At 37.3% G+C, this 19,379-nt stretch carries 9 protein-coding genes and 1 pseudogene; 2 read left to right on the forward strand and 8 right to left on the reverse strand.

Features of this window, described 5'->3' with window-relative positions; all coding sequences use genetic code 11:
• Positions 1-192 precede the first annotated feature (192 nt).
• Positions 193-5,565 carry a phosphodiester glycosidase family protein gene (locus GH715_RS09815; RefSeq protein ID WP_153836221.1) on the reverse strand — a complete coding sequence of 1,791 codons (5,373 nt, stop codon included), beginning with the start codon at positions 5,563-5,565 and terminating at the stop codon, positions 193-195.
• Between the two features lie 697 nt (positions 5,566-6,262).
• On the opposite strand from GH715_RS09815, the gene GH715_RS09820 reads away from it, so the two are divergent.
• Complete coding sequence (locus GH715_RS09820) at positions 6,263-7,111, forward strand: CvfB family protein (RefSeq protein ID WP_153836220.1); 849 nt, start codon at positions 6,263-6,265, stop codon at positions 7,109-7,111.
• A gap of 335 nt (positions 7,112-7,446) precedes the next feature.
• On the opposite strand, the gene GH715_RS09825 is transcribed toward GH715_RS09820, so the two are convergent.
• From GH715_RS09825 to GH715_RS09850, 6 genes and pseudogenes are all read right to left on the reverse strand, one after another.
• The gene (locus GH715_RS09825) at positions 7,447-7,671 is read right to left on the reverse strand and encodes a hypothetical protein (RefSeq protein ID WP_163578578.1); all 225 of its coding nucleotides are present in this window, start codon (positions 7,669-7,671) and stop codon (positions 7,447-7,449) included.
• A 374-nt stretch (positions 7,672-8,045) separates the two neighbouring features.
• Complete coding sequence (locus GH715_RS09830) at positions 8,046-8,675, reverse strand: hypothetical protein (RefSeq protein ID WP_153836219.1); 630 nt, start codon at positions 8,673-8,675, stop codon at positions 8,046-8,048.
• Positions 8,676-8,775: 100 nt separating this feature from the next.
• Positions 8,776-12,216 (reverse strand): carboxypeptidase regulatory-like domain-containing protein, encoded by a 3,441-nt coding sequence (locus GH715_RS09835; RefSeq protein ID WP_153836218.1) that lies wholly within the window; start codon positions 12,214-12,216, stop codon positions 8,776-8,778.
• Positions 12,217-12,219: 3 nt separating this feature from the next.
• Entirely contained in the window at positions 12,220-12,879 is a 660-nt protein-coding gene (gene srtB / locus GH715_RS09840) for a class B sortase (RefSeq protein ID WP_163578579.1), read from the reverse strand.
• A gap of 304 nt (positions 12,880-13,183) precedes the next feature.
• Positions 13,184-13,645: pseudogene (locus GH715_RS09845) on the reverse strand (VOC family protein).
• Positions 13,646-13,678: 33 nt separating this feature from the next.
• Complete coding sequence (locus tag GH715_RS09850) at positions 13,679-15,058, reverse strand: MATE family efflux transporter (RefSeq protein WP_153836216.1); 1,380 nt, start codon at positions 15,056-15,058, stop codon at positions 13,679-13,681.
• Between the two features lie 260 nt (positions 15,059-15,318).
• On the opposite strand from GH715_RS09850, the gene GH715_RS09855 reads away from it, so the two are divergent.
• Positions 15,319-16,284 carry a M23 family metallopeptidase gene (locus GH715_RS09855; protein ID WP_153836215.1) on the forward strand — a complete coding sequence of 322 codons (966 nt, stop codon included), beginning with the start codon at positions 15,319-15,321 and terminating at the stop codon, positions 16,282-16,284.
• 776 nt (positions 16,285-17,060) lie between these two features.
• On the opposite strand, the gene GH715_RS09860 is transcribed toward GH715_RS09855, so the two are convergent.
• Complete coding sequence (locus tag GH715_RS09860) at positions 17,061-19,367, reverse strand: Ig-like domain-containing protein (protein ID WP_240469372.1); 2,307 nt, start codon at positions 19,365-19,367, stop codon at positions 17,061-17,063.
• Positions 19,368-19,379: the final 12 nt, after the last annotated feature.

The raw sequence follows: 19,379 nt of genomic DNA on the forward strand, positions 1-19,379 counted from the left end.
AAATCGTCGAAAATAGGCGAATTTGCAAGAAAAGTGGGATTTTCTTTAATGGACCCACAGAAATATAAAAGAAAGCATACCAATGGTTCAAAAGGTATGCTTTCTTCTTGCATATTTTTAATAGAAAAATTGATCGCTTCGAAACTATATCCAAATCATCCATGGTTAAAGCGTAATTGTTTAAACAAACAATTATTTAGCTGGCCTTTGACCTTTACCAGGTTTTGGTTTGTTTTTTGTAGTGTTATAATCTTTTATCGCTTGTTTGAGTTCTTTTTCTGCCTGCTCCAATTCCATTTTTGTTGCTGTATTGTTATCTGCAACAAGTTGAGCTGTTTCAATTGCATCATGGAACACCTTTTTCGATCCTTCATCGTATTTGATAGGGTGATTAGCATTTTCTGTTCGGTCATACAATCGCTGTGCTCGATCAATTGTTTTCACTAATTTTGAAGCATCAGCTTGAATGGTCACCTTAAATGTCATACCTGGAAAAAGAACTTCCTCGCCATTATGATCTTCCATTACTACATCATTTATAGTGATATTACTGATTTCTGCATCAGCTTTCTTATGTGTACGGAAGATCAACTTTTGTAAACTTTCATTTAAAGAATCTGCATCCTCAGATCGATCCTCTGCTACGAATTGTAATTCTCCTGAATTAATTTCATGCGTCAGGATACGGAACCCTTCTTTCTCTGCTGTTTCTGCAAAACCTTCAAAACTGATTTGTTCTTCATCAAAGCGAATCGTAACATGTTGAGTTGGCAGTTGTCCTTTCATGCCTTCTAGTCCATATACTAGAGAGAACTTTTCCCCTGCTCGAACGCTATTTTCACCAGACAAATGCGCTGTTAGCTCGGATGGCTCTTCGTCTTCATCATCTTCTGTAACACGAATAATCGCTTCAGCATACACTTCAGGATTCGCCACACTTGTTGCTCTCACACGTACTTCCCCTGCCGCAAGTGCTGTTACTAATCCATTTTCAGAAACTTCTGCTACTTCCTCAGTAGATCCTTCCACACCCCATACTACTTCTTTGTTCTCTGCATCTTCGGGTAAAATGGTTGCTTCTAGTTGGTCACTTTCTCCAACTGTTAAATCTACTTCTTCCTTACTCAGCTTAATAGTTTCTACTATCACTTCTTCGTCAGAATTTGATTTATCAAGTGGGATTAAAGTAAACTCATCAACTGTTCTACCACCTATCGTTTTCGTAATAACTTGAAGATTTTCTCCATTAACTTCTACAGCTGCGTACATTTGCGTTTTTTCATCATCGACAACTTTTTGCCATGGATATTCCGTAAGACCGTAGTACTTATTACCAGTACCTCCTGGTGTCAAATAAGTAGTCCCTTCACCTTCAGCAACCTGTTCTCCATTTTTCATCGGATGTGAACGTAAATAAATATGGTCATGACCATTAAGAACGAGATCTACACCGAACTCATCAAATACTGGTACCCAGTGCTCTTGGACAGATTCTGTTACATACGTACTTCCATAAGGACTACGGTGAAACACTGCAATCGTCCAATCTTTGTCATTTTGTTCTAAATCTCTTTGTAACCACTCACTCTGTTCTTCAAAATCATATTCGCTATTAAGGAAAACAAAATGAATATTATTATAATCAAACGAATAAACCGTTCCGTCTAGCGTTTCACCAAAATAATCTGAGCTCGGATTATTATAGTGTGCTAAATAATCCTCATTCATCCGGGTTCCAGTCACTTCATGGTTACCTACAACCGTTTGCGTAGTTGTGTTTAGCAAATGTTCTTGAGCTGTCTCAAACCACCAATTCCACTGCTTTTCATTATGACCATGATCAACCATATCACCAAGGTGAATAATAAATTCACTATCCGGATAATGATTAAACGCTGTATCCACTGTATTGCCCCATAGCTGGTAAGTCTCTAGCGAACCTGCCTGGGAATCACCAAACACCAAAAATTTCGTTTCGTTACTATTAGCTGGTGCAGTCTTAAATGTTCCTGTCTCGCTATAATATTCCTTACCATCTCCAACACGATACGTATAAGAAGTTCCTGGTTCCAGATCATCTGCACTTACTTTATGAACACGGATCGTACCATCCAATGTTGTGTTATAAGAATAGTTTGTCCCTGTATATTCCATCACATTGTCTGCATCAAAACTAGAAAATTCTTCGGTTTTCACTAATTCAACAACTGTATCATCAACACTCGGATGAGTATTCCAGTTAAAACGCCTCTCAGTTGTTGATTCCGCACCCATAGCAACACTAATATTAGTTGGTTCCATTTCCCCAGCAAGTTCTGAAACTTCAAAGCTGTGTACAGGACTGTGACGATTGCCTTCAACTGCCTGGACCATATGAGTTGTCACTTCTTCGGTTAAAAGTGAGGTATGCAGTATACCATTTTCGTCTGTTACTAGATTTTCATCACCTATACGCTCCCCATTAGCGTAAAGAGAAGCACCTGCTACAGGCTGACCTTGTTCATCCAATACTTCAAAGGTTGTCGTCTGCCCTTGTGCATATTGATCGTCCCATTCCAGCACTAGCTCATGACCAATTTGTGATACCATATTTAAACCAGCATAGCGCTGTGGTTCAGAATCTCCCACTTGTAGTATCTCCCCAGATACAAACTCAATCTGATTTGCACCTTCAGCATCGGCTTTAATGTCATAGTGAATCTGTGCTAAAATTTCGTCATCTGTAAGGTTCTCGTTCTCCAGATTCTCGAACATTACTTTAACCATCCCAGTTTCTGCATCCATAACTTCTCTTACCTGGCCATCCTTTAAAAGAGAATGAGGCGAGACTGACCAATTACTCGTTTTATCTGGATCGAATTGAAATTCCAGATGGCCACCACTCAATTTTTCAACCTGGTCACCTTTAATGTCTACGGTATATGTTTGACCAGCATATACATTTTCTAATGTTGTGTAACGGAACTTCGATGAGCCTGTGTCGACATTAAATTGCCATTCCCGAATTGTCTCATTGTCAGACATATCGCGTACTGCAAGCTTAACATCGTGAATACCATCACTTAAACTTTCTTCCGGTGTATAGCTGATTTGCCCATTTAATGGATAAAATGCAGGCTCGACTTGCTTACCATCAACATACATCCTTATTTTTTCAGGATTGATTAGCGTGTTAGCGGGATGCAGATCAGGGTCGTAATGCGCATCCTCAGCAAAAGCTTTAATTGTTGGCATGTTTGTTTCAATCGTTTCATCTTCTGCTGGATAAATATCACGTATGATCGGGGGTTCGCGGTCTTCTTCGACATCTCCGTACAAAACGCGGATATCATCAACAAAAAGAGTTCCAGCCGTTTTATTACTATTATTTGTCTCCATGTAACGCACTGGCATATCTATCGTTAGAGGTAATGGGCGCCCCTGCGGAATATTTCCTTCAACATAACGCCATCCCACCCAGTCTACACCTGGATTACTACCAGTTAAATTTACAGGAAAGGCGTTACCATCTCCATCACGGAACTGTGCTCGTAGCCAATGTCCTTGCCCATCACCATATACCCACATTCCTAGCTTCATAGGATATCCTGGCACCTCTAGTCGGTTGCTAACACCTTTTACTGTTAAATAGGCACCAGATGTTCCAGTCTTCCCTCGAAAATCGTAATCAAGACGTAGCGAATGATCTCCTGAGCGGACATAATCCTGATTAGACTCCAAATCTGCGTTTACTGATACATAAGTAGCTCCAGACTGATTATAATAACGATCATTAAATGCAAAATCATCTGAAAAACCATCAAAATTTTCTATCATCACTGGCGGCTGTCCAACACTTATACGTGTTTCAGCCGTAACTTCTCCATAGCTTACAACTACTTTCCCATTTACTTCATCTTGGTTTGTAGCCGTAAACACTCCCTTATCATTTACGGTACCAATATCCCCTTCGACCATCCAGTCAAATTGGTCTGCATCAGCCTGAATAACTTGGCCATCGCGTAATGCTGTTACATCTAAGTTCACTGTTTCACCTGGCATAACTGCCATTTCGGTTGCTTCTAGCTGCAGATCAGTCAATTCATTTACAACTTCTACAGATGCCACTCCATCGTTAACATTTGTTGATGAAACTCGTAATTCACCAGTGGACGCATGGCTAGAAGCAGTATATTGGCCATCTGTTATTTCACCGATTTCCTCATCACTACTCCACTCTAGTAATCCATCGAATGATACAGGATGTCCATTGGCATCAACAGCAGATGCATCAAATGAAAAACTTGATCCACTCAAAATCCGCTCAAATGATGGCGAAACAACCAAATTTTCTGGCTCACCTGTTTCTGGCGCTGTACTAACAAGAAGCAACCCATTCGCATTACTTCGTTCCCCTCCATCAGAACCACTATTTAACATTCTTGCAGTGTTCTCTCCAGGCATTCTGCCAATAAAAGTAGACGACCCACCGCCATCCAAGTTCATCGCATTTTCTACACCTAAGTCTTTCATAACAAGCGCGAGATCATCCAGCTTTAAACCTTCACTAAAACCAGGCTGACGTCCATCCACTTCATATAACACAATCGAACCGTCTGGCTTAGTACCAATCGCACTTCGTGGATGTACCCCAGGACTTAGGTCAGTATTGGCTTCACCATTTTCAACAAGCATGGAATTACCGCCGATTGCTGTCACCACTTCATCCCATGGAGATTCAACAAGGAAACTTGCTTCTACAAGATCACCTGCTGTAAGCCCTGCTAAGATCTCTCTTGCCGTCCCGCTTGCGGATAAAACAGCCTGTCCTTCAGTAAGTTTTGTATTTCCTTCATTCTTCCTCACTTCCACAACTTCCATTATCAACGTTTCACCACTTTTAACCATACCAGATTGGATATCAAGTATAACTTCATCACCACTATTATCCGTTTGTGTTGATGTGTAGTACTTATCTGTATACAAGACAAGCTGATTATTACCACGTAAGCGATTAATATGATTGATCGAAAATGATTGGTCGTCTATCTGTAACTCTTTATGAAAATGTTGATTGGGACGAGCATAAATACTCCGACCGTCTTCTGTAACACCGAATGCATATTGATTATTCGATCTCGGAGTATTATAAATTTCTCCATCTACTATAAACAACCCATTCGGAATGCCTGTTGCTACTTCATAAAAGTCACCATTGATACCAGAAATCACGCGGTTACCTAGCCTGTCCACATCCTCTGCCATTTCAGTCAATGTTTGAAAACCACGCACTTTGTCTTGACTTGTCCCACCTTGTAGTTGTAAATGCTCATTTGCAGGGTCAAACTCGACAAAATGCATTTTTTGCAAGCCATGTTCTGTCTCCATATTGCGCCAATTGTATTTTACATTTGGAACCAGTTCCACCTGCCGTGTGTCCAATACTTCGCCATATTCTGTTTCAGGCAGTGGAGCAGCAGTTGTCGTTATTAGTGGAAAAGAAAGTAAAACCCATGCCAAAAAAAGAAGTATGTAGAATACTTTCACTTTTCCCCTCCACCCATCTTTGGTAAATTTAAGATCCATCCTTTTACCTCCTAAAATTTAATATTATAATTTCCAACATCTATTCTAGGAAGCTAATATTAAGTAGAACATGTATTTGTATGAATTTTTTGTAAATGTTTACTCATTTGTCAATAAATAGGTAAAATGACATAGGTATAATGTTTTACTTATATTTTTCTTTATACAAGTAATAAATCTGATATGGGAGAATGGACATTCCTGTTCTTTTTTCTAACTTTAAGGAATTGTAGAAACTTACTTATGAGAGGTTTGGTTAACTTCTGTAGTATGTTAAAAATGAAGAAAGTTTTCTAAAATCTCATGAAATACAGACGATAGATCTGTGAAAACGCAATTTAATAGTTGACATTTCTATTTATTTGTGAGATCATAGATAAGTTAACAAAGTGAAGTAACAACTAAGTGTATCTGGCATTCTACGGAAAGTTTTTCGAAGATGCTTATTCACACTGGCGCGACTAAGGGGTCGCAAGGACGTAAGAGCAGGTAGGGCTTATGTTGCTTAAGTTAGAAAATTCCCAGTGGAACATGTACCGCGGTTAAGTGAAATTCAAAAAATGAAATTTCCCACCCTAATTTATAGGGATATTAAAAAATAAAAAATCTTATGTGTTACTTTAGAAATCAAAGGGGTACTCTTATAGTAAGAGTACCCCTTTTCCAATACATATAAATGAAGAAAGAAGGTTTTAACATGAATAATCAAATAGGTACAATCCAAACGCTGGAGGTGCTACGAAAAATCGATACTGGTTATGTTTTAGAAAACGACATACTCCTTCACCATAATGAAACAGCGTCGGAACTTGAAGCTGAGCAAACTGTTGATGTTTTCCTATATCAGGATAAAAAAGGACAAACTGTTGCAACTACACAATTACCGACTATTCAAATCGATACGTATGGCTGGGCTGAAGTTGTGGAAGTCTTACCACACTTAGGTGTATTTGTTAACATTGGAACAACAAAAGAAATTCTCGTATCAAAAGATGATCTGCCATTGTTTGAAAACGTATGGCCAGCAATAGGCGACCAGCTTTATGTTACATTAGGAAAAGATCGTAAAGGACGCCTGCTCGCAATCCCTGCAACAGAGGGAATTTTGGAAAGGGAATTTGAATTTGCACCGGATGATTTATTAAATAAAACCATTAGTGGTCGCATCTATCGTACAGACAGAGAAGGCTCTGTATGTATAACTGATGAAGGCTATCGTGGGTTTATCCATCACACCGAACGAAAAGAAGAACCACGATTAGGTGAACTTGTGAAGGGTCGCGTGATTGAAGTGAAGCATGATGGCACATTAAATGTGTCACTAAGACCATTAAAACAGCACAGTATGGGTGAAGATGCTGATGCGATATTAGCACGATTAGAAGAAAGTGGTGGCGTGATTCCGTTTTCCGACAAAAGTGACCCAGAAGATATCCGTGACACATTTAACATAAGTAAAGCAGCATTCAAACGTGCACTTGGTAAGTTGATGAAAGAAAGAAAAATTGAACAACATGATGGAAAAACTTATTTAATCACCAAATAACTGCACTTTTCTCAATATTTCGCGCCCTACAAGATCGGCATCTATCGTCAAATAAATCAAATACCTTTAATAGGCAGAAACTGTTGTATCAAAGTTATTTTTGATACAACAGTTGATAAAGTGGAATATATATATATATAAGAAAAGCGCTGAGCACCCGTTTAGAAACGTAACGACTTCAGCATCAACTGAGATAAAGGAATCACGGTGAGTTTACGAACCGATGATGACTTATCGTAGGGCGATTCGTAAAGTCGCTAATTTCTGGGCGTTTGGAGCTAGACAGGCACCCAATTTTCATGCTTTCTTTCCTTATTATATTAAATGCCACAAGTCTATTCCTCATAGCATGTTTCGTTCCCACTCTTCATTAACCAGCTTTGACAAGCCAATCCTATATCGTGAAAAATTTCTGTTTCCACGTTTAATTCCATACTTTTATCTGAACTTGGATATTCAGGTGATTCATTGATAATAAGTAAAGTCTCTTCATCTATCCATTCTATATCAAATCTATTATGGACATCACAATATTCAGTTTGAACAGATCTTATAGACACTTATTCTCGATTTTGCTTTATTTTGTCTATAAGACTAATTCTTAGGGACACTTTTCCTCGGTTTATCTTCCTTCTGTCCGTAAGATTGGTTCTTACGGACAAAGATATCGAATTCATTTCTTTTTTGTCCATAAGATTGATTCTTACGGACATTTATTTTCCATTTGACTTTCTTCTGTCCATAAGATTAGTTTTCACGTACTTATCGTCTACACTTTACTTTTTATATTTTTCTAGGATTATAAAATAGCCATGAAGCATGGAAGTGTAGAGAACGATCTCTTTATAAGACGCCATCCCAGAATGCCAAGCTACCATCCATTATTATGTCTCCTTATTATCGTTTCAACAAATGCAATATTTATCTTTTATTTCTACTTAACCCCAAATACAAAGTGTGCTTTTTCTAATTGATCATCAAAATAATAAGCAAAATTTTGATCGAAATTTTCTGATTCAGTTAAGTATTTAACCTCGATCTCTTGATCAACAATGTAACGATGCAGATCATAAGCAGTCGAAATACCGCTCCAAACATTGATATGACTCCCATCGTTTAAATGAATCATGTACTCTCCTTTTACTTTTGAATGTTTGAACGGACTTTCATTCTCTATCGCAACTTTTTGCTCATGATAAATATTAGTAGCTATATAATCTACTTCTTCCCAACTTATGCTATTCGTCCAACCAAAACGATGCTTGACTATTCTATCTTCCCCCGCTGCATTAAACCAGAAGGTGGTTGAAATAAAAGAAAAGAATAATATAACCATGACAATCAAACTGAAAACTTTACCTACTTGCGTAAGCGTCACATATTTCCTAAAGAATATAATTAATGTAAAACCTATAATAAAATATTTCGATAAATGCATCATAGGACTGGTAAAACTAAGATATTGATTAGATTTGAAAACAAAATAATAGATTCCTTTTATAAACCAATCTATCATAAAATATTCTATTATGATAAGAATGGCTATATTTATAATCACCTTCAAAGCAGCGTCAACTCCTGTTCAAATTAATTAATGATATTGGCAAAAAGAGTGTTTCGTATAATTACCGAAACACTCTTTTGTACATTATATCACTTAATTGTTATTGGACTGGTGCAAAACTTTCTGCTGAATGCCAGTCGTCAATCGCTTCTATTCTGTTTATTTGAACAATTTCTCCATTCCTGATCTCAAACACTCGCCACGAATTACCAGACTGATTTACAGGGACATTAAAGGTTTCAATTAGAAGGTCACCTTTATATATTTGTACAGTTGCCTCTGATTTAGAAAGATCAAATTGATTACTCTCATTAAAATTGCGTCCTGTATAGTTATGGACCGAATACGTATACGTACCTTGCTGTAATTGTTTAATCACTGTTACTGTCTCAGGACCATAAGAGGTGACATCATCGCGGTCAAGATTAGCGTTATTGACACTATCTTTATAATCCCTATTTGAATAGTAAACATGGAATCTGCCCCCATCATCCCTAGGCCCTGTTAAATGTGAATCTAGATCTCTCGGCTCTTCTCCCCATGTTAGGACTATTCTTAAATCTTCACTTAGTAATCCGCTAGGTGAAATGGTAGCATTTTGTTCAGATTTTTCCTGCCCACCAATAGATAAAATATTAGCTTCTGACGGAATAAAACCTTCCGCACTTAAAGCCATAGTATAGTTTCCACCTGGTAGTTCTACTTCGTATGAGCCATCATCATTTGTCGTGATAGTCTTTACCACTTCACCAGAAGTAGTATTTTTTCCTCGTCGAATGTCAATTGTTACTTGTTGTACACCTTCTCCAGTTACTGCATTCGTGACAATACCAGAAACTATACCATTACCACCATATTCATCACCAACCAAATATAGAACAGAATCATAAGTTGTAGAATCTTCTGAATTAATCGTTACAATAGATGAATCTGTAATGTAACCTGGGTATGATACTTCAACTTTATACTCACCTGGAGCTATATCGACTTGATAGGTTCCATCTTCTGATGTTTCAACAGTAGTTGCTAATCGATCATCGTTGAACAATTTCACGGTAGCATTGTGTAACGGTGTTTCTTCTACTGCATCAATAACACTTCCAACCAGTTCTCCTTTTGGCCGGTTATCTACTACATTTACCGTTAGCGTATCCGTAATATTAGTACCATTTAAGTCATATACGAATTTTACCTCAATTTCGTCACCATCCTGTGCTTCTTCAGATGCCTTAATATCTACTTTATTCGTATCTTTTTCAACTGAAACCAAATCACTGTTTGATATTTCCACATTCAAATTCGGGTCATTGTTAATCGATGTTTCACCGGTATTATTCCTTGCGAAAACTGTTACTGATTTTGTTTCATCAGGTTGAATCTCTAGTTGATCAGGATTTACATTAATTGCATTAACACACTGACCAAGTTCTTTCTTAGCAAATGTTTTGCTAGCTTCTATACCTCCTGACGATTCCCAATCAGCAATTGGCGCTCTCAGATTTAATTTACCATCAAATGATCCTGAGAACTGAATACAGCTAAAAAATCCATTGTCCCCAATAAGAGAAGTAGTTGCTTTTCCACTTACACCACCTGTTGCAGCTGCTCCTGCCAAGTCTAATCCTAATGCCTGTGCAAGTACGGACATTCTTAAGCCTGTTGAGATACTTCCTGTACCATTTATATCAGACATTTGAAAGAAAGGATCAAAATTCTCTTCTGGGTATGTTCTTACGCCATTGCCTCTTCCATATGCCAACCCAATATTCTCGCGCATTCCGTACGAAATTTTCACACTGACTTCCCCACTTACCTTTGTAACCAAGTCAAACGGAACACTAACGGCAAGTCCAGGTATTTGAGTTGGTACAACCAACTTACCTAGTGGGACCTCTGGCAGATCTTTTGAAACACTTGTCTTAACGTTTCCGTTGATTCGTTGCTCACCTTGAAAATTAAAATCGAACGAATTAACTGGATTTAATCCAACACGCCAATCAATATCCCCTGTAAATTTACCTGACAAATCAATGGATCCACTTAAAGAAAAGTTATCTTCTTGATAAAGATTTCCTAAATTCAATGTAACTTTACCACCAATAGCCTGACTGTTGAGAGAACGTTGAAGCGTATTGGTACTAAAAGATCTCATTACGTCCGATTCCTGCTGAATATCTACACCTTCTGCAGGAATAAAATATTCCGGTGACATATCGACTTCCATTTCACCTACTATTTCTTCAAATATTTCTTCTAACTCTGGTTGTTCTAATTCTAAAATGATATTGGATCCATTTACTTCAATAGATTCGATTTGGAAAGCAATCCCTGAAGGATATTCTTCCCACTCAGGAAGAACAATTAGATCGTCTTCCCTTAGATTTAATGAATCATCGAGGGTTGCTTGAGATAAATCAGATGAAATATCGTTAATGTTTTCTGCTTCTTCCTCATCAAGATAAATAACACTAGGTTGTAAAGAAGATTGATTATCGCCATTTCTTAACGATTTTCCAAGTTCAATTTCACCAGTTTCATTCGTAAGTTCTATCTCATTTACATCCGTGCCTTTTAAGCTAGCTTTTACATTTTCGGCACTCACCTGATAGTCGATATTTTTGTAAAGACGTGCCACAAAATACCCTTCATCATCGGTTTCTATTACATGATTTACTTCTTCATTGTCAATGGTAGCATTAAATATTAGCTGATTGTCTGTCAATAGATTACCTTCTGCATCATATACTGTACCAGTAACAGGAATTTGCTCTAAACTCTCCGCTACTGTTGTGGTAACCGATGTTTCAATATCATACTCATTGTTACCAATTGCTAAAGTATGATGATATGTATATTCTTGTGTGATAGTTTCTGACTCAACAGCTTGTATGTTAGAAGCAAATGGTGTAAACAGTAAAATGGCAAGAATAAAAGTAGCAGTCTTTGGTATTTTCTTCTTACGAATACCTAGGAAAGCAATAACTCCTGTAATGACTGACAAAAGAAGGATAAGAATATAAGTTAAAAGGTCGGAATTATCTCCGGTTTGAGGTGCAACCGTTTTGGTTACGGTCTGTTCGGATTGTTCATCTTTGGATACAGACTGATTGCTAGTACTTTCTGAATCGGAAGAATTGTCCGTATTACTGCCATTTTCTGTACTATCACCTGCTAATTGTTCTTTAACAGAATCTTTAAGCTGTGATGCAAATACTAATTCTAAAGACTCATCATGTTCCAGCCTGTCAATATCCCAAGAAATGATTCCGTTTTCGACATGGAGATCCTCTGATTCTATTATTTCTAATTCATCAGGAAGTTTAGTTTGAATATCTATATCATTCGCACTATAGCGTTCAGACATGTTTGTAATCTTTAAAGTTGAAGTGACTACATCTGAATTATCATAAGATTGTTTATCGGTTTCAAAATCTATTTTTAATATGTCATTGATGGAACTTGCTGCATGTGAAGAAAACGGAAAACTAAAAACAGCTAAAAATAATAAAACCACAAGTATTAATTTTTTTGATTTCACCATTCACTAAATCTCCTCTACTAATTTCGCATGTACAATGACTCGTTTATCAGAATTGCTATCCGTACATGTAGCTAATGTTATAATTCTATCTGTCTCTTCTATTTCACCATTGGATGAATGTATCGAAGATTCCTTGATATGTTCTAAAAACCAATTATACGCTTCTGGTGTATCGAAATCCTTCTTCATCCAATTTGTTTCTGTTGATACATACACAGAGAAAATTTCCCAAACGTATATGCTATCGTCAACTTCGAATGTTATCTGATAATCTTCAAACGTCGGATCCTCTATAATATCTGATAAACTACCAAACATGCTTTTATCTTTCATGTTATGTCCATAAATAATACTATGTTGATTCATAGGATTGACCGTGTTCCGATAATCCATAAAAATAGTTCCTACAAAGTCTTCCTCCTGATAAAAGTTATGGTTTAAATAATATTGATTATCAGGACCTAATACGACAGGATAATCGATATCGGTATTTTCTATCGACAACCAACCGATATAATCTTCATTAATATCTTCTAGACTTCGATCTCGTTGATGATAAATAGTCTGAATTTCTTCATATTTACCTTGCGCCACCACATAATCATTGATTTGAATTATTAGAAAATATAAAGAAAAACCGATACCAAATACACTAGTTATCAATAAAAAAGAGTAGAATTTCCTCCCTATGTGTTTCACTCTCCTTTCTTTTTATTACTTAATTCCTTCCTACCATTCGATCATATTTATATATTCACACCCAAAAATTACTATTTAGTAGGAAAATATGGAATTATATGAATTAATTTAGCATATTTTGTATACGGAATCAATTGTCTATTGGTAAAATAGTGCTATATTACCTATTTCCGAGATAACGAACTTTTTGATAGTCTATAAGGACTGTTTTTCACAATAAAAAAGCCCATATCACCGAATAAATCTGATACGGGCTTTTTTTCTATATTTAATCATTCTCTAATAATTCCGTAATAATCTTTAAATCTTTCAATGTATCCATATAAGCATAACGCCCACCTGGGTATTCACCTTTTTGCTGCAATGTCATCCCTTTATCTTCCATCACTGTCACTTTTTCTTTTAAATCGTCGACTACGAAGACAATATGATGTGGGCCTTCACCATGTTGATCTAAATATTCACGCCATGTACTAGGGTGTTCATCAGGTTCGATCAATTCCAGTTGTAATGAACCCATATCAAAAAAGGCTAGCTTTGCTCTAGCACTCTAGCAGGCGTGCTTTCCCCCTTTGTATTTCGTTTGTGCCTGTTCCACAGCATCTGTCAGATTAATGGAAGGCTTTTTCATTCCAAAAAAGTCTGCATATGTTTGTGCTGTTTTTTCAATGTCATGTACAAGAATCCCTATTTGAGTAATCACATTTGTTCCTAACATATTTTTCTCCATTTTAATAACCTCCTAAATTTATAGACTAGCCATTTATTGACTAACAGCTGGCTTCACTTCTTTCACGAGCACTTTTTCTTGCCATTTCTTACTACGCCAACGAATGAACATTAAACCGCCACGGAACCATTCATCGACAATTATTCCAATCGTCACACCGATTAATCCATAACCTAAAGGCAATCCTAATAGATATGCTAGTGTTACACTTACTCCCCACATCGAAAGAATTCCTACCATAACTGGATAAGTAGCATCACCTGACGCCCGTAAAGAACTAATAATCACAAGGTTAAAAGTTCGACCTGGTTCCAATATCATTCCTAAAAATAGAATGATCGAACCTAAGGCAATAATATTGGCGTCGTCCGTAAAAAATCCAAGTAAGAATTTCCCGGAAAAAGCGATCACAGCTCCAACACCAAGCGCAACAATAGTAGCTATTTTCAAGCCACGGTACATCTCCTTGTATGCCTTCTCTAACTTTCCTGCACCGACAAGCTGACCTATGTATATTTGCATCCCCTTGGCAATGGACAACGAAAATACAGTCATAAAATTCGTTAAATTCTGTGTATATACCCTTGTTGCCAACGCATCAGCACCTAGCATGGTAATAAAGACGGTAATCGTTAATTGACTTAAATTATGTGATAAATGCTCCCCGGCACCAGGTACACCAATACGTAATATCTTTTTCACATATGCTTTCTTTAACTTGAAGTAATCCTGCACTTTGATTTTGACTGCTGTTTTCTTGTATAACAGGACAAAGATAACAACCATTGCCAATGCACGACATACAGCTGTTGAAATAGCCACCCCCATTACTCCTAACGTCGGTAATTCGAATGGTCCGAAAATAACGAAGTAGTTTCCGATAATGTTGAGAATATTCATCCCTAGAGCTACATACATTACTTCTTTAGTAAAACCTTGTGCCTGTAAAACGGAGAAAAGAGTCATCACCATTGCTTGAGTAAACAGTGTTCCACCAACAATCAAAATATAAATATCTGCGTATTCAATCAATTCTTGGGACATATGGAATATATCTAGAAATTGGTAGCGGAATATGACGATCATGCTACTGATAAAGAAACCAAACAATAAATTAATAAAAATTGCATTCGCGATCGTTTTACTAACATCATTCAGTTTGTTTGCTCCGACAAACTGTGCTACAACCACACCTGATCCCATCGCTGTAAAGTTAAACAATACAAAGGTAAACATCATCATTTGATTGACAACACCAATGGCAGCAACCGCTTCATCTGACACAAAACTGAGCATGAAAATATCTGCTATTCTCATGAAAGTGTTTAAAAATACCTCAATAAAGATTGGCCATGTTATCGCTAGTAAGCCGACCTTTTTCAAAGTTTGCTTTTCGTTGTTCGCTTTTGACATTTTACCCTCACCACTTCAATGAACCGACATTGTAACTTCATCTTTGTTTAACGACTAAACTAAAGCGTTATCATTTATGATTTTACATGATATGATAGATTTACTCTAGCATAATGCTTCACTAGATTTTTCTTTATTGATTTAGATAAATTCTATTATGCTGTTCATTTACATGAATTATTGTTATTCTTTCCATAACACTTCTGTCTATTTTGTGTAAGGATCCTGCAAATAGGAGAATACTAGAAGGAGAGTGGGATATGAAGAAATTTCCATTAGTTGCTATGGGGAGCTTATTCGGAATAATGCTAGTTGCATGTAACAATGATAGTGAGAATGAACCAGAGGAAAGTAATTCCAAAGAGGAAACGGTTGCTGCTGATCAATTTGCAGACGAATTTCTTGCAGGAAATTTTGATGTGATTTATCACCAGACAAGCGAATCGTTTCAAGATATGGTGACATTAGATGAATTCCGTGAAATAGGTAGTGAATTTAATAGTGGGGTCACTAACTTTGAACTTCTATCTGAGATGCCTATTCAACATGTAACAGAATACCAATGGATCAGTGACGAAGGAGACAAAGGTATTGTAAGTCACTTTGCAGACGATCAAACAATCGAGGGGATTCAACTTACACCTATCAGTAGTCACCCGAAAAATGATGAAGTATATACAGAAAATACATATCAAATGCCCATGATCGGAGAGTGGTTCACCTTTTGGGGTGGTACAAATGAGCTTGTCAACTATCATTATGCAGTAGCAAGTCAGAGATATGCCTACGATTTACTTATTGTAGAAGATGGATTCACCTATAATGGCGACCCTACAGATAATGAAAGCTATTATGCATTTGGGCAAGATATTGTCGCACCTAGAGAAGGAACAGTTGTCTCCGCAGAAAATGACATACCTGACAATACACCTACAGTTGATACTAATGCTGAGGAGCCACTTGGAAACCATGTTATCCTGGAGCATGAAAATAATGAATACAGTTATATTGCCCATTTCAAACAAGGATCTCTTGAAGTGGACGAAGGCGATCAAGTCAATGCTGGTGATTTGTTAGGAAGCGTGGGGAACTCGGGTAATTCCAGCGAACCTCACATACATTTTCATGTGGCGGATAGCGATAATTTAGAAGAAGCTACTTCTATTAGGATTAAGTTAGAAAATGGAGAACAGCCTACTCGAGGGGATATTGTTGAAGGATTTTAATCAAATAACGTGTTAATGGAAGATTTAAAGCCTTTCAAAAGCGATATATTAATCAATGAAATGTTCACACTACGTTTTGGAAGCATGGTGTGTCCAATCCAACAGATCAACAGTAGATTATCGGAAAGTGTGTTAAAAAAATAGTTATCAACTTATTTTACATGACCTATTGGAAGAAAGCTATCCACTTCCCTATTTCTTCGATATTGTTCATTATGACCAATTAGAAAATCAACAATTACGAGAGCATATAGACGAATTTGGAAAAGCTATCTACACCTCTAGCTAGATCAATAAGGTTACATGAAACTACATGAATCTATCTCATGAACAGGTAGCAATAAAGCTTAAATTGCAAGCAAAAAGTATCTGTCATTATTTTTACTTAATGACAGATACTTTTTTTACAACCTTGTATTTGTGAATTTATTTTTCTATCATATGGTATTCTGGAACAAACAACTAATATTATCATGTTTATAAAATATAATAGACTCATCCCTAATAACTACAGGGATTATTTTCCACGTGAGCAACTGTTCAAAATTGCGACGTTTCTCCTTCCACTCTCTGAATGTAGTCTATTAATCTCTCACGCAAACATTCTTTGACCTCACTAATCTGAATATAGACTTCATTTTACCAATCTGTCACTTTATTCGTTACTAACGATAAAAAGGATTTTCCTCTTCTGTCACATCAATTCCAACTCCATCCAATAACGTCGGCGCAAAATCAATTAGAAGTGGCGTGGTTTTTTTACTCTTATTCAATTACTATTTTTCCAGTTCTATGTCTGTAAAGGTTGCCGTAGTATAGTGAATCAACTGGTTAGGGTTTTGTGAGCCATCAACTGCAAATCCGATATAAATGTTGTCGGACATATTGATTTGCTGCTGACCAACTTCTACCCAGTTTTCTCCGTCTTCAGATGCATATCCTGTCATCAGATTACCTTCTCGTTCAATTTTTAACCAATATGGGATATCAGTGTTTAATAGTGATGGAACTCCATTTTCTTCCGGTCTATCGTCTTCACCCGGTGCAATGATATCCGCTCCTTTCTCATCTCTCGATGAAAAATGTATCGCATACAATGTATCTTGACGGTCTGCCTTTACAACAGAAGTACTGATCATTGCTGTTTTAGCATTAGGTGATAGTTGATCTCTTACCATTAAACCAGATATCGCATTGTTATTTAATTTGGTTATACTAGAAACTTTTGCGGTTAAAGACCCATCACCTTTCAATTTTTGATAAGCAAATTGAAATTGATCTTTATCTCCGATTATACGGCCGGTGCCTTTTACTGTTAGAGCATCATCTTCAAAACTAGCGTTACCTTTAACTGCAACTCCTCCGATGTCTTTCGATTTCCATTCACCAGATTGATTTTTGGTATTCACATAAATAGGAGTAGATGTAGTCTGAGTAGCACGTCCGTTTTTATCTATTGCTTTAGCAGAGACATACCATGTTCCTTCGGGAGCATTTTCCCATGTGAAGGAGAATGACTTTCCTGAACTTTCTCCGATTTTTTCATCATTTCGATAATATTCTACTTTCTCAATGTCTTGTTTATTTTCTAGTTTCACGTTAAACGTGATATCCTTATTTGTCTCATGGATACTATTTACACGAGGAGAAACCAACGCTACATCCGGATTTTCTGGTTCGTGTTCCATATCTACTAATGAATTCAGATACAACTCCAAATTGGAATATCCAGATTCCGTGATCTCCTTTCCATCCTCTGGATTTTCAGGATCCAGTCCATTTTCAATCTCCCACGCATCCGGTATTCCATCATGGTCGCTATCAACTGGTGCTTCATCTGATTTCATTTCCGGGAAACCACCTACCTCCAGTTCGTTGTTAATGATCCGACCTGTACCATTTTTGACATCGTTAACGATACGTGCATCTACTGGATCACGTTTCGGCAAAGTAGCACCCGCTCTTTTTAACACGAGCTCATATGCTTCCTCTGCCGGTTTCACATTTAACTCATCCTGATAGGCAACTGGATAAGGCTCGTCTCCAAAGGTAACATCCTCTTTAATATCTTCTACCCCTAAATAATTATCCGCCGTGACAGCTTCATTATTATGCATTACATTACCATCAATATAAAACCATCCCGGTTCACCATCACGGCCAGGGCTGATAATTCGCTGGCTGACATTGTTGTAAGTTGCCGGACCCGGCTTATAGTAGTTGTTCATAATGTTATTCCGCTGGTTTTCCCCACCATACATGGAATTAAATCCCCAATTATAAATGACATTATTAACCAGCTCATCATTTGCTACTGGATGAATTGTATTGCCACCATTACCAAGTGCAGGTGTACGACTAATATGAGTTGCGATTAGATTATTGCTGAAAGTCGCATTATGTCCGCCCCAGATTCCGCCATAGCCATGTCTGCCTTTCGAATGGCCAGAGATTAATAGACTCTCACTTATCATACTCCATTGTACCGTAGTATTTTCATTTCGATATAAAGAAAAAGCTTCATCAATCCCCCAACTTGCAGAAACATGATCAATCATGGCATCTTTTATATCTCGTCCGCCAAATGCATCAAATTCCATGTGAGTATTAGCACTACCTGGGCGAAATCTCATATATCTGATAATAATATTTTCTGAATTACTAATATCTGTACCATAGCCTGCTACGGTAATACCGTCTCCAGGTGCTGTTTGCCCAGCTATCGTCAGGTTTTTCCTGTTAATTCGCAATGGTTGTTCCAAATGAATGATACCTGACACACGAAAAACAATCGTACGATTATCTTCACTTACTGCATCTCTCAGTGATCCTTTAATCGGTTCTTCTCCTTCGCCGTAGTCCTCTGTTGTTGTAACTTCATACACATCATAGCCTCTTCCTCCAGATGTGTATTTTCCTCCGCCTTCTGCTCCAGGAAAAGCAAGTACTTTCTCGTCTTCAGCTTCTTCTGCTTGTACCATATCAACTTCCATCAATGGAACCAGTAAGATCATGATGATTGCAATCATCCACATGTGCCTTATCTTCTTCAAGTTTTTCATTTCAGCCTTCACCTCCATCATTGATTAACTTTA

Origin of the sequence: Gracilibacillus thailandensis, assembly GCF_010994055.1 — a bacterium.
In the GTDB taxonomy this organism is placed as follows: Bacteria; Bacillota; Bacilli; order Bacillales; family Amphibacillaceae; genus Gracilibacillus; species Gracilibacillus lacisalsi.

Coding starts and splice junctions, on each gene's coding strand:
- GH715_RS09855 (WP_153836215.1), top strand. CDS start 15,319: ATGAAGAAATTTCCATTAGTTGCTATGGGGAGCTTATTCGGAATAATG.
- GH715_RS09850 (WP_153836216.1), bottom strand. CDS start 15,058: ATGTCAAAAGCGAACAACGAAAAGCAAACTTTGAAAAAGGTCGGCTTA.
- GH715_RS09835 (WP_153836218.1), bottom strand. CDS start 12,216: ATGGTGAAATCAAAAAAATTAATACTTGTGGTTTTATTATTTTTAGCT.
- GH715_RS09860 (WP_240469372.1), bottom strand. CDS start 19,367: ATGATGGAGGTGAAGGCTGAAATGAAAAACTTGAAGAAGATAAGGCAC.
- GH715_RS09820 (WP_153836220.1), top strand. CDS start 6,263: ATGAATAATCAAATAGGTACAATCCAAACGCTGGAGGTGCTACGAAAA.
- GH715_RS09815 (WP_153836221.1), bottom strand. CDS start 5,565: ATGGATCTTAAATTTACCAAAGATGGGTGGAGGGGAAAAGTGAAAGTA.